The following is a 12,136-nucleotide window of genomic DNA, read 5'->3' as shown; positions in this document are numbered from 1 at the left end:
CCCGGATGGGCCGGGATGTCGCCGCCCACGGCTAGGCCGTGCAGTTGAAGCTCAGATTAGCAGGACTTTAAAATGGGCAAGGTTACAGGTTTCATGGAAATCGACCGGCAGGTGGCGAAGTATCAGCCGGCCTCCGACCGCATCCGCCATTTCCGCGAATTCACCATCCCCATGTCGGATGCCGAGGTCACCAAGCAGGCGGCGCGCTGCATGGATTGCGGCATTCCCTATTGCCATGGTCCGACCGGCTGTCCGGTGCATAACCAGATCCCGGACTGGAACGACCTCGTCTATAACAACAAGTGGGAGGAGGCGATCCGCAACCTCCACTCGACCAACAACTTCCCGGAATTCACCGGTCGCGTCTGCCCAGCGCCTTGCGAGGAAGCCTGCACGCTGAATCTCGAAGACATGCCGGTCGCGATCAAGACGGTCGAGCAGGCGATTGCCGACAAGGCCTATGAGCTCGGTTTCATCGTGCCGCAGCCGGCAACGATCCATACCGGCAAGAAAGTCGCGATCATCGGCTCCGGCCCGTCGGGGCTTGCCGCTGCCCAGCAGCTTGGCCGCGCCGGCCATGAAGTGCATGTCTATGAGCGTGAAACCAAGCCCGGCGGCCTGCTGCGCTACGGCATCCCGGACTTCAAGATGGAAAAGAACTTCATCGATCGGCGCGTCGAGCAGATGAAGGGCGAAAACGTCACCTTCCATTGCGGCGTCAATGTCGGCGTAGACGTGACCGTCGAGAAGCTGCGCGCAGATTATGATGCGGTGCTTTATTGCGGTGGTTCGGAAACCCCGCGCGAGGCCGGCATCCCCGGCGTCGAGTTCCATGGTGTGCATGATGCCATGCCCTATCTCGTGCAGCAGAACCGTCGCGTCGGTCGCGAAAACATCGACAGCAATGGTTGGCCGGCCGATCCGATCCTCGCCGGCGGCAAGCATGTCGTCGTCGTCGGTGGTGGCGACACGGCGTCGGACTGCGTCGGCACAGCCTTCCGCCAGGGCGCCGTCAAGGTCACCCAGCTCGACATCCGTCCGCGTCCGCCGCAGACGGAAGACAAGCTCGCTGTCTGGCCCTTCTGGGCGACCAAGATGCGCACCTCGTCGAGCCAGGCCGAAGGTGCCGTGCGCGAGTTCCAGGTGGCAACGCTCGAATTCGTCGGCGAAGACGGCGTTCTGACCGGCGTGAAGTGCTGCCAGGTCGATGAGCGCCGCAAGCCGATCCCGGGCACGGAGTTCATCATCAAGGCCGATCTCGCCTTCATCGCGATCGGCTTCTCCGGTCCGTTCACCGACAGCGTGCTGAAGGAACTCGACGGCAAGCTCGAACTCAACACCGACCGCCGCGGCTCGACCAATGTCGTTGCCAATGACAAAGACTATCGCTCCTCGGTCGACAAGCTCTGGGTTGCCGGCGACGCCCGTCGCGGTCAGTCGCTGGTCGTCTGGGCGATCCGCGAGGGACGTCAGGCCGCCCGCGCCATCGACGAGGCTCTGATGGGCGAGAGCGTCCTGCCGCGCTGAGGCAACGCACATCTACGAATGACAAAGGGGCTGCTTTCGGGCGGCCCCTTTTTGATTTGGGATGATGCTTTTGCGAGCTTAAGGCGTCGCCGTTGCCGGCGGTGCTGCAGTTGATGTGGCTGGCTCGGCCGGCCGCTTCACGTAATCCACTCGTCCAACCGGCGGATCCGGCATGCGGCCGTTTTGCACGAGTTGGTCGCGCGGGGTCGGGAAGCTGGAGGAGGGCGGGAGCGTGCCGCCCAGCAACTCGTCCGCCCCGTCGAGTTCGGGGTCGAAGAGGTCGATCGGCGGGGTGGTGGTGATGCCCCGGTTTTCGGAGGGCGGCAGGCTCACCAGGTCCGGCAGATTGCTGGCGTCGAGGCGGACGAGATCCGGGCTCGTCATGTCGCCGAGATAGCGACGCACGGATTTTTCGACATAGAAGGCGAGCTTGCGTTTGCCGGGGCCGGTGAAGCCGATACCATCGTTGCCACGCAGGCGCACGGGCTGGCCGTTGATGTCCGATCCGGTCACGATGAAGCGGCCTTCCTGATCCACGAAGCCTTCCCAGACATCGACGAATTCGCCGTTCACCTTTTCGATGCTGGAGCGGTAGATGGTGTTGAGGCGCAGCGCATCCGCCGTCATGTTCTGCGGCCGGAAGGCCGGGAGGCCGACCCAGACCACGGGCACCTGGGACGCAGCCGCAAGGGTCGCGAGATTGGCAACGCGCTCGCCGTAAGCGGCGAACCACTCGTCGGTGCGGAAGTCCAGCCGCCCGGTTGCGGTGACCAGTTGCTGGCGGTCATTGGCGCCGATCTGGATCACGATGACGCTGGGCTTGATCTCTTCGACCAGCGCCGGCAATTGCGCGGGCCAGTCGTAGAAGTCGTCGCGCACGAGGCCCGAGGAGCCGTTGGCGCGGGCCTGGACCTGCACCCCTGGTGCATCCTCGAACGCCGTTTCCAGACCATCCGCGAGGGCCGCAGCCACGAAGTCTCCGACGACGAGCACCTTCTTGGCGTTGTCGAGCTTCGGTGGTGGCGGTGGTGGGGCCGCTGCGGCACGTGTCGATGGCTGGCGGGTCTTGATCGTGGTGACGCTGCCGTTCGTCTTCTTGCGTGTCTTGCCCTCGCGCGGACGCTGGGCGTCCTGCGGCGGGACATAGGCCGGCTGCCTTGATCCGAAGAGCATGTCGAGCAGGTTGCGGCGGCGTTCCGGCTGCTGGGCCTCTGCCTCTGATGTCAGAAAGGCCGTTACGCCCAGCATCAATGCCAGGCCGAGGCAGAGCAATCGGGCAAGGGATCCGCGCGGGCTCTTCAAGTGACACTCCTTCGCCGTCGCTGCGGCAGCCTTCACAAAAGCAGTCCGCCGCGATCCGATGTTTCTGGATCGCGGCGGAGGGCAAGTCAACCTTTGCGATGCACGGCCATGCCGTGATCAGTTGCGCAGTGCGTCGAGCAGCACGCGCGAGGGCTGGCCGTCAACCGACATGCCGAGGCGCTGCTGGATGGCCGTGATCGCCGCCTTCGAGCCGGAGCCGAAATTGCCGTCGATCTTGCCGTCATAGTAGCCCAAGGCCTGCAGACGGGTCTGCAGCTCGAACTTCTCCTTGATGTCGAGCGAGCCGTTCGGGCGCGGCCAGCGCTGCTGCATGCCGCCATAGCCGGCGATCTCGTCGGCCAGCAGGCCAACGCCGAGGGCATAGCTGTCGGCCGCGTTGTAGCGCTTGATGACGAAGAAGTTCTTGGTCATCAGGAAGCCGGGGCCGTTCGGCCCGCCGAGCATCTTGAGTTCGGCCCGTTCGCTGCCGTTCCTGAAGCCTTTGCCGGAGGGACGGGCGAAGCCAAGGGCCTGCCACTGCGCAACCGTCTTGGTCTGGCCGGTATATTTGTGGCCGCCTCTCGGCACGACGATCTCATAGCCCCAGGTGCGACCGGTCTGCCAATCGTTCTTGGCGAGCAGATTGGCCGCAGTGGCCAGCGCATCCGGGATCGAGTGCCAGATGTCCTTGCTGCCGTTGCCATCAGCGTCGATGCCATAGAGCAGGTAGCTCGAGGGAATGAACTGCGTATGGCCCATGGCACCTGCCCAGGAACCCATGAGGTTCTTGTTGGTGACATCACCGTTCTGCAGCATCTTCAAGGCGGCAATCAGCTGGGTCCGGGCATATTTTGCCCGCTTGCGATCCGCATAGGCGAGTGTCGCCAGCGAGCGCGGAACGTTGTGCAACCGGTCGGGACGCTCAAGCGCGGCACCGTAATTGGATTCCATCGACCAGATCGCCAGAAGGACATGCTTGTCGACGCCGAAATGGTTTTCGAGCGCCTTCAGCAGCCCGCCATGCTTGGCGAGCATCTCTCGTCCGACTTTGACGGTGTAGGGGTTCACGCGGCTGTCGAGATAGTCCCAGATCTCCGACTTGAACTCGGGCTGGTAGGCTGCCTTTTCCAGCACAAACTGGTCAGGCTCGGTGACACCTTTGAAGGCTTCCCTATAGGTGCGCTCGGTGATGCCGGATTTTGCGGCAACGGAATAGAAGTCGCGGATCCATTTCTGGAAACCGGCATCCGCCAGCGCTTCCATGGGCATCAGCGACGTCGACAGGGCCAGGGCAATGGCGCCGAGCAGGCTGGGGCGGTGTCTTTTCATGGGCATCTCCCGTGCATTCTCGTGTTGGCAGCCGGAACAAGGCTGTTCACCACAGGTTAATGCTGTTCAGTCAACAAACCGTTTACCACGTTGTCCGCCCAAGCTTAGTCTTTGCCATTTTGAAGCAATTGTATGTTACTGGCCGTGACCGCGTTATGAAGGCGTTAATCGATTAGATCCTCCAGGAGGGATGAGTGGTTCAGTCTAAAAAGCTCCGGAAAGCTGTGTTTCCCGTCGCCGGTCTCGGCACCCGATTTCTGCCCGCCACCAAGGCGGTGCCAAAAGAGATGCTGACGGTCGTCGACAAGCCGGTCATCCAATATGTGGTCGACGAGGCCATCGAGGCTGGCATCGAACATTTCGTCTTCGTCACCGGTCGCGGCAAGGCCGTCATCGAGGACTATTTCGACATTCAGTTCGAACTCGAGCAGACCTTGAAGGCCCGCAACAAGAACGCCGAACTCTCGCTTCTCGACGAGCTGCAGCCGACGGCCGGACAGACCAGCTTCACCCGCCAGCAGGAGCCGCTCGGTCTCGGCCACGCGGTCTGGTGCGCCCGTGACATCGTGGGGCACGAACCCTTCGCTCTTCTCCTGCCGGACATGATTATGCGCGGGGAGAAGGCTTGCCTCAAGGGCATGGTCGAACTTTATGAGAAGACCGGTGGCAATATCGTGGCGGTCGAGGAATGCGCACCCGAACAGGCGCACAAATACGGCATCGTCGGCGTCGGTGAGACGCTGGAGGGTGGCTTCAAGATCACCCAGATGGTGGAAAAGCCGGCCAAGGGGACTGCCCCTTCCAACTTCTTCATCAACGGCCGTTACATCCTGCAGCCGGAGATCTTCGAGATCCTGTCGACGCAGGAACGCGGTGCCGGCAATGAAATCCAGTTGACCGACGGCATGCTGAAGCTTGCCCAGGCCCAGGACTTCGCCGGATATCACTTCAAGGGCCAGACCTTCGACTGCGGTGCCAAGGATGGCTTCATCCTGGCAAACGTGGCGTTCGCCATTGAGCGTGCGGATATCCGTCCGGCGATCGAAGATCAGCTCAAGGCTCTGCTCGCCGCGCTGAAATAATCGAGAAAATCCTGGCCGCCGGCTCAACGCTTGGCGGTCAGGCCCACCAGGGCCGTCACGCTGTCATTGTCCGTGCCGGTCTTGTAGTTCGTCCGCTCATAGGTCAGATCGGCCGTGGCATCGAGGTAGCGGTTCACCTTCCACGTCACACCGGCGCCCGTGAGATAGGACGTGGAATCACTGGCGCTCGCATCCCCATCGTAATTCGTGAAGCTCGCGCCACCGGTCAGGCGGGCGACCAGGTTGGACCGCAGGTCGTGTGCCAGCTGGGCGCTCACGCGATGGATCGTCGCGCCGCTGATGCCGGCTGTGGTCGACGGGTCGATGCTGGTGTCGAGGGTCAGGTCGATGGTCGTGCCTTCCCGGGGCGACCAGAAGATGCTGCCGTCCACGGTCAGCGCCGAGAGTTCCTTCAGGCGTGGGTCTTCGTATTTCTGATGTTCGTAGCCGACAGCGATCTCGCCACGCAGCTTTTCACCGAGTTCCAAAGCCACGCCGGTTCTCGCGCCATAGAGATCGGCCGAGCGGCGATAACCGGCGGAATCAACGGCATCGTCGTAATCGATCTTGCCGATGGTGCCCTCGATGAAGGGGATCAGGGCCGGAGACAGTTCATAGCCGAGACGGCTGGTCAGCGTGTAGCGGTTCCGGTTTCGGTCGCTGCGTTCGAGCGTCGAACCGTCCGAGAGTTCCGCGTCGGAGTATTGCGAGCGGGTAATGTCGGCGGCGAGGGATCCTCGGATCAGCCCGAAGTCGCGCTCGATTGCAGCACCGGCGCCATATTCATGCACACCCGACTGGACCTTGGCACCCGAGATCGCATTCGGATCATCCGAGTCTTCGCGGCTGAAATTGTAAGAGCCGGATAGCGTCGCCGTGGTGTCGTCGGAGAGATCCAGGCGCAGGCGTGCGTCGATGTCGGCGCGCGGCTTGTCGGTAGCGTCGCCCGACAGCGTCTCCTGCCAGGCACCCTCGGCGCCGACGGTCAGTTCATGGCGGGACCAGTCCGATGTGATCGTGCCCTTGAGACCGGTTTCGGAGAAGATCCTGTCTTCCTTGACGCTGCCGGTCTTCTCGGTCTCGCTGCCGAGCTTCTGGCTGATCGAGGGACGCAGGATCAGCGTGCCGAGACGGATGCCGCTGTCGTCTTCCGCATCGAGCTCGCGGTTGATGCGCTCCGCGGTCGGGTTGTCGAGGCGGCTCTCCCGCAGGTTCTGCCGTCCCATGTCTTCGTCCACGGGCAGTGCATCAGGATCCGCCAAAGGTTCAAGAGGCTGGTTGGGATCGACCGTACCGGTCACGGTCGGGTCGGGAGCCGTCGTCGTTGAGTTGGGATCCAGGGTGCCCGAGGTGGAAGGGGCCGGCTGGCTCGTTCCAACAGTTTGCGTGCCGCTCGACTGGCTCGACTGTAGCGGCGTTGTCTGCTGAGCCGCCAGAAGGGCAGGGTGGGCACAGATGGAGAGCGCCAGGGCGCCTGCAAAGGCGCGCAGCCCGAGGCGGCACTTGCCGCGCATATCCCGATTTTCGACTGAACTCATTCCTGCGCCCGGCAAACTGCAATGCTTACCCAAACGTAAAGCCTGATGGTTAATGTTTGGTTGTCATCACTCTCCCTGAGAAGCCAGTCCTCCGGCCCGCCCGGGGCAAAGGAGAATTTACAGCGACCGGCAAACGCAGTATGGGACGGCATGATCAAGCGCGCAGTGAACCTCGTCGAAGCCAGTGCCACCGAATCCGCTCTGAAGGTCATCTCGACCGAGCGGGAGGGACTTCGCGTCCTGGAAGAAGCGCTGGCCGGGCCGCTGGCGGCTCCCTTCTGCAATGCAGTCAAGATGATCGGCGATATCGGCGGGCGCGTCATCGTGACCGGCGTCGGCAAGAGCGGCCATATCGGCTCGAAGATTGCGGCAACATTCGCCTCCACCGGCACGCCCGCATTCTTCGTGCATCCGGCAGAAGCCAATCATGGCGATCTCGGTATGATCGCACAGGATGACGCAATCCTCGCGATTTCCTGGGGTGGTGAAACCGCGGAACTGCAGGGCATTCTCGCCTTTTCCCGCCGCTTCTCGATCCCGCTGATCGCGATCACGGCGGGCGCGAATTCGACGCTTGCGCGCAATGCCGACGTGGTTCTGCTGATGCCGAAGGTCCAGGAGGCCTGCCCGCATGGGCTCGCACCGACGACGTCCGCCGTGCTGCAGCTCGCGATCGGCGATGCCATCGCGATTGCGCTTCTCGAAGCGCGCGGCTTTTCGCCGTCGGATTTCCGCACCTTCCATCCCGGCGGCAAGCTGGGCGCTGCCCTGACGCATGTGCGCGACATCATGCATACCGGCGACCGTCTTCCACTGGTCGCGGTGGGGACGTCGATGCCGGAGGCGGTGAAAACCCTGTCGCACAAGCATTTCGGTTGCGTTGGCATCACGGACGAGGCTGGCAAGCTCTGCGGCATCGTGACGGAAGGCGATATGGCCCGCAATCTTGCCCGCGATCTGTCGATCCTCAACGTCGAGGACGTGATGACCCGCAACCCCAAGGTCATCAAGGGTGACGCGCTCGCCACCACCGCAGCCGCCATGATCAACAAGCATGGCATTGGGGCGCTGATCGTGGTGGACGACGAAAACACGCCGATCGGCCTTATCCACTTCCACGACCTGCTTCGCATCGGCGTGGCGTGAGGCACTAGGGAAAGCTTTCCGGCCAATCCCTTGCGCCGTGTATCACGGCTAGAATTTCTATTTCCGTTCTGAGGCGATAGACCACGATGTAGGGGGTGCGCGTGATGACGAGCTCTCTCGTCGTCGCCACGCGACCGACGCGCCCGATCTCTGGCCGTTCCGACAGCAGCCGTTCGGTTTGACCAAAAATCCGGGAGATCAAGCGATGCGCTGATGCCGGACGCCGCTCCGCAATATAGTCCTGTATCTCTTCCAGATCTCGGATCGCGGGAAGAGACCAGGAGACTTTCATCAGTCGGGTCGGTGTTTGTTGAGGATCTTCTCGATGTCCGATCTCGAGGCGAACTCGCCACGGTCTGCCGCTTCGATCGCGGACTGGACCTTCTGGACGAATTTCTCCTGCCACTCGATGGAATGGCCCTTCTCCAGCGCATCGCGGACGATTTGCGAACGTGATCCACCGGATCGTGCCGCCAAAGCGTCGATCCGCGCAGCAAGGTCTGGCGTGAGGTCGAGTTCCATCGTCATGGCCCCACTATGCCACTGTTTGATACGGTTTCAAGCACGGCCGGCCTTACGCCTCTTCCACCCTGAGGTCTTGGCCGTTTGCGGAGACGATCCGGACGCGTGCGCCGCCGGGCAGGTCGGGGCCTGAAACCAGCCAGAATGTGTCGTCCAGACGGATCCGGCCGCGCCCTTCGCGGATGGGCTCTGCCAGCACCGCCGTGCGGCCGACGAGACTGGCGCCTCGCTGGTTGAGGAGCGGCTGGTCGCTCTCGGTTTCCAGGCGCGAAAAATAGCGACGGCCGGCCAGGGTGAAGACGATGGCGCTTGCGGCAAAGACCAGCGCTTGCAGCTGCCATGTCCAGAACCCTGTCTCCCACAGCAGGAGCGAGATCGCTCCGGTCAGGATTGCTCCGAGCCCGATCCAGACCAGAAAGACACCGGGCATGACGAGTTCGGCCGCGAGAAGCAGCATGCCGAGCACCCACCAGCTCCAGGGGCCGAGTTCGGCAATGATGCGACCGATCATGTCGCTCACTCGCCGTTCGGATTGAAGGAGGAGATCGGCGGGGTGGTGCGGGGCGGGGTGGCCGGGCGCGGCGGGGTCGGGCGCTTTTCGTCACCGAAGACTTCGCGGGCAATGGCCCCGATGCCTCCGAGCGAGCCGATGAGCGAGGTGGCTTCCATGGGCATCAGCACGACCTTGGAATTGCTGGAGGTGCCGATCGAGGCCATCGCTTCAGTGTATTTCTGCGCGACGAAGTAGTTGATAGCGTTAACGTCACCAGCGGCGATCGCTTCCGAAACGAGCCGGGTTGCCTTGGCTTCGGCTTCGGCCAGACGTTCGCGCGCCTCTGCCTCGCGATAGGCGGCCTCGCGCTGGCCCTCCGCCTCGAGGATCGCCGACTGCTTGGCCCCTTCGGCGCGCAGGATCTGGGCATTGCGGAAGCCTTCCGCTTCCAGCACCTGGGCGCGCTTTTCGCGCTCGGCCTTCATCTGGCGACCCATGGCGTCGACGAGATCTGCCGGAGGCTGGATGTCCTTGATTTCTACGCGGGTCACCTTGATGCCCCAGGGACGCACGGCTTCATCCACCACCCGCAATAGGCGGTCATTGATGACCTCGCGGTTCGAAAGCAGTTCGTCGAGATCCATCGAGCCCATGACCGAGCGGATGTTGGTCATGGTGAGGTTGAGGATCGCGTTTTCGAGATTGGCGACCTGATAGGCGGCCTCTGCAGCGTTCAGGATCTGGTAGAAGGCGACGGCATCGGCGGCGACGGAGGCGTTGTCCTTGGTGATCACCTCCTGGGTGGGCACGTCGAGGACCTGCTCCATGACATTCATCTTGGCGCCGATCTGCTCGAAAAACGGGATGATCAGGTTGAGGCCCGGTTCAAGCGTGCGGGTGTAGCGGCCAAAACGCTCGATGGTGTAGCGATAGCCCTGCGGCACGGTCTTGATCCCGGCGAAGAGGACGAGAATGACGAGCGCGACGAGGACAATGACGACGATATCAGGACCGGTGATGGGCATGACTTCCTCCAGCTCTGGCGCAGCCTACGCCGCACCCCCATGCGCTAACATCGTGGGGTGCCAGGGGAATTGCAAGGGTCGGGGATCACAGCCAGCAGGCGCCAACCGTCACGGGGGCGTCGGAAAACAGAAAGGCGGCGGGATCGCTCCCACCGCCTTTGGTCTGATTTCAAAGGAGAGTTCTCAGAACTCTTCCCAGTTGTCCTGCGCGACTGCCGCGTTGCCATGGCTGCGCGGGGCAGGGGCGGCGTGGCGGGCGGGTTCGGCTGCACGCGGTGCCGGAGCGCGGGCTGCTGCAGGCTGGGCCATGGTGCGCGCGGTTTCGCGAAGCGCAGAGGCCTGGGCCTGCTGGACCCCATCGATGGTGAAGTGGGCGATGAGTTCGCGGAGCTTGGCGGCTTCGGTTGCCAGAGCGCCCGAGGCGGCGTTCGATTCTTCCACCATCGCGGCGTTCTGCTGGGTCGTCTGGTCCATTGCGTTGACCGCGTGGTTGACTTCCGAGAGACCGGTCGCCTGCTCCTTGGCCGACAGAGCGATTGCGTCCATGTGGGTGTTCATCTCGGTGATGAAACCGCCGATGGTGCGCAGCGCTTCGCCGGTCTTGCGAACCAGATCCACACCGCCCGCAACTTCTGTCGAGGAGTTCTGGATAAGCGCCTTGATTTCCTTCGCCGCATTGGCCGAACGCTGGGCGAGTTCGCGGACTTCCTGGGCGACGACGGCGAAGCCCTTGCCGGCTTCACCGGCGCGTGCCGCCTCGACGCCGGCATTGAGTGCCAGCAGGTTGGTCTGGAAGGCGATTTCGTCGATCACGCCGATGATGTTGGAGATCTGCTGCGAGGCCCCCTCGATGCGACGCATGGCGTCTTCGGCGCGGGACACGACTTCCGACGACTGGTTTGCCGAGGTGTTGGCCTGAGCCGCGACCGAGCGTGCTTCTTCGGTGCGCTTGGTGGAGTTGACGACGTTGGCGGTGATTTCCTCCACCGCTGCTGCCGTTTCTTCGAGGGCCGCAGCCTGCTGTTCCGTACGCTTCGAAAGATGGTCGGTGCCCGACGCAATCTCGCGGGTGCCAGTTTCCATGGTCGCAACGCTGTTAGTGATCGCGGCCATGGTCTGGTTCAGCTGGCGGACAGACTGGTTGAAGTCGTGGCGCAGGGCTTCGAAATCCGGAGCGAAGGCTTCGTTGATCTGGAAGGCCAGGTCGCCGGAGGCGAGGCGCTTCAGGCCAGCCGCAAGACCCGAGGTGGCAGCCTGCAGGCGGGCGGCCGCATCGGCTTCGGCACGCTGCTGAGCGGCGATGCGTTCAGCTTCGGCACGCTGGCGGTTGCCTTCAGCTTCGGCTTCCAGCCGCTTGTTGGCGATGGCAGCTTCACGGAAGATCTGCATCGATGCCGCCATCTGGCCGATTTCGTCCTTGCCGCCAGAGACAATCGAGATGTCGAGGTCGCCATTTGCAAGTCGGTCAGTTGCGGTTGCCAGTCTGGAAAGCGGACGGGAGACGAGGCGATAGTTCAAGAAGCCCATGAGTGCCGCAACGATTGCGACGGCGATCGCCGCGCCCAAAGCTATCCGTTCAACCATCAACAGCGCGGCGCCTTGCTGCTCTTTCGCTGCAGTGCTGCGGGTTGCAAACTGCTGGGTGACCAGCTGAAGGCTCTGTTGGGCTTGCTCAACCAGAGCTTCGCCAGCACCACCGACTTCGATCGCACGGGCGAGTTCGACCGTATCCGGCGAGCGCATCAGGTCCATCTGGCGCTGCACGATTTCCGTCTGCCACTGTGCCAGAGTCGCGAAGCTTGACTGCAATGCAGGCAATTCCGCCGGTGCCTGCTCACTGAAAAGCTTGGTGAGGTCGGTCACGTCCTGAGCCATCTCGCCGAGAAGGGATTGTGTCGTTTCGGCGAAGTCGCGGTTGCCCGTCAGCAGATAGGTTTTCAGCTTGAGGTCGGCGACATAGACGTCGTCGCTGAATTCAGTAACCGCATCTGCCAGTGCTTTGATTTTGTCGCTTTCTTCGACAAGTTCATTGGCAACAATCGTGCGATTGTAAATGAATACGGAACTTGCGATGGCAATCGCCGCCAGCAGGCTGAAAGCGATCAAGCCTTTCGTGGTGACGGAAATGTTGTTCAGCATGGCGTTCGGCAGCCTCAACGTTTGAAGGTCTCA

Annotated in this window: 11 protein-coding genes; 3 read left to right on the top strand and 8 right to left on the bottom strand. The window is 62.6% G+C overall.

Annotated features, from left to right (window positions below; all coding sequences use genetic code 11):
* Positions 1-72: 72 nt before the first annotated feature.
* Positions 73-1,527, top strand: coding sequence for a glutamate synthase subunit beta (locus M1E12_RS13280; protein ID WP_310241487.1), 1,455 nt, complete (start codon positions 73-75; stop codon positions 1,525-1,527).
* A gap of 78 nt (positions 1,528-1,605) precedes the next feature.
* Here M1E12_RS13280 and M1E12_RS13275 read toward each other — a convergent pair whose 3' ends face one another.
* Both M1E12_RS13275 and M1E12_RS13270 read right to left on the bottom strand, forming a co-directional pair.
* Positions 1,606-2,829, bottom strand: coding sequence for an SGNH/GDSL hydrolase family protein (locus M1E12_RS13275; RefSeq protein WP_479562110.1), 1,224 nt, complete (start codon positions 2,827-2,829; stop codon positions 1,606-1,608).
* 117 nt (positions 2,830-2,946) lie between these two features.
* Positions 2,947-4,158: a lytic murein transglycosylase gene (locus M1E12_RS13270; RefSeq protein WP_479562109.1), complete on the bottom strand. Its 1,212-nt coding sequence runs from the start codon at positions 4,156-4,158 to the stop codon at positions 2,947-2,949.
* 194 nt (positions 4,159-4,352) lie between these two features.
* Here M1E12_RS13270 and galU point away from each other — a divergent pair, with 194 nt between their 5' ends.
* A complete protein-coding gene (gene galU, locus M1E12_RS13265) occupies positions 4,353-5,240 on the top strand; it encodes a UTP--glucose-1-phosphate uridylyltransferase GalU (RefSeq protein ID WP_310241490.1) in 888 nt (295 codons plus the stop codon).
* 23 nt (positions 5,241-5,263) lie between these two features.
* Here galU and M1E12_RS13260 read toward each other — a convergent pair whose 3' ends face one another.
* The gene (locus tag M1E12_RS13260) at positions 5,264-6,778 is read right to left on the bottom strand and encodes an outer membrane beta-barrel protein (protein ID WP_479562108.1); all 1,515 of its coding nucleotides are present in this window, start codon (positions 6,776-6,778) and stop codon (positions 5,264-5,266) included.
* Between the two features lie 150 nt (positions 6,779-6,928).
* Between M1E12_RS13260 and M1E12_RS13255 the strand changes: the two genes are divergently transcribed.
* A complete protein-coding gene (locus M1E12_RS13255; RefSeq protein WP_310241492.1) occupies positions 6,929-7,924 on the top strand; it encodes a KpsF/GutQ family sugar-phosphate isomerase in 996 nt (331 codons plus the stop codon).
* Between the two features lie 4 nt (positions 7,925-7,928).
* Here M1E12_RS13255 and M1E12_RS13250 read toward each other — a convergent pair whose 3' ends face one another.
* The 5 genes from M1E12_RS13250 to M1E12_RS13230 all read right to left on the bottom strand — a co-directional run bounded on the left by M1E12_RS13250 (position 7,929) and on the right by M1E12_RS13230 (position 12,103).
* Positions 7,929-8,216 carry a type II toxin-antitoxin system RelE/ParE family toxin gene (locus M1E12_RS13250; protein WP_479562107.1) on the bottom strand — a complete coding sequence of 96 codons (288 nt, stop codon included), beginning with the start codon at positions 8,214-8,216 and terminating at the stop codon, positions 7,929-7,931.
* Positions 8,216-8,452, bottom strand: coding sequence for a CopG family ribbon-helix-helix protein (locus M1E12_RS13245; RefSeq protein ID WP_479562106.1), 237 nt, complete (start codon positions 8,450-8,452; stop codon positions 8,216-8,218). The genes M1E12_RS13250 and M1E12_RS13245 overlap by 1 nt, the downstream gene beginning before the upstream one ends.
* 46 nt (positions 8,453-8,498) lie before the next feature.
* Positions 8,499-8,957, bottom strand: a complete 459-nt coding sequence (locus M1E12_RS13240) for an NfeD family protein (RefSeq protein ID WP_136538144.1) — start codon at positions 8,955-8,957, stop codon at positions 8,499-8,501.
* A gap of 5 nt (positions 8,958-8,962) precedes the next feature.
* The gene (locus M1E12_RS13235) at positions 8,963-9,964 is read right to left on the bottom strand and encodes an SPFH domain-containing protein (protein WP_136538145.1); all 1,002 of its coding nucleotides are present in this window, start codon (positions 9,962-9,964) and stop codon (positions 8,963-8,965) included.
* Positions 9,965-10,147: 183 nt separating this feature from the next.
* On the bottom strand, positions 10,148-12,103 hold the full coding sequence (locus tag M1E12_RS13230) for a methyl-accepting chemotaxis protein (RefSeq protein WP_479562105.1): 1,956 nt from the start codon (positions 12,101-12,103) through the stop codon (positions 10,148-10,150).
* Positions 12,104-12,136: the final 33 nt, after the last annotated feature.

The sequence above is a fragment of the Rhizobium sp. K33 genome, assembly GCF_056501445.1.
Note: the sequence above shows the minus strand (reverse complement) of the source record. Positions and strands in the feature narration are given on the sequence as shown.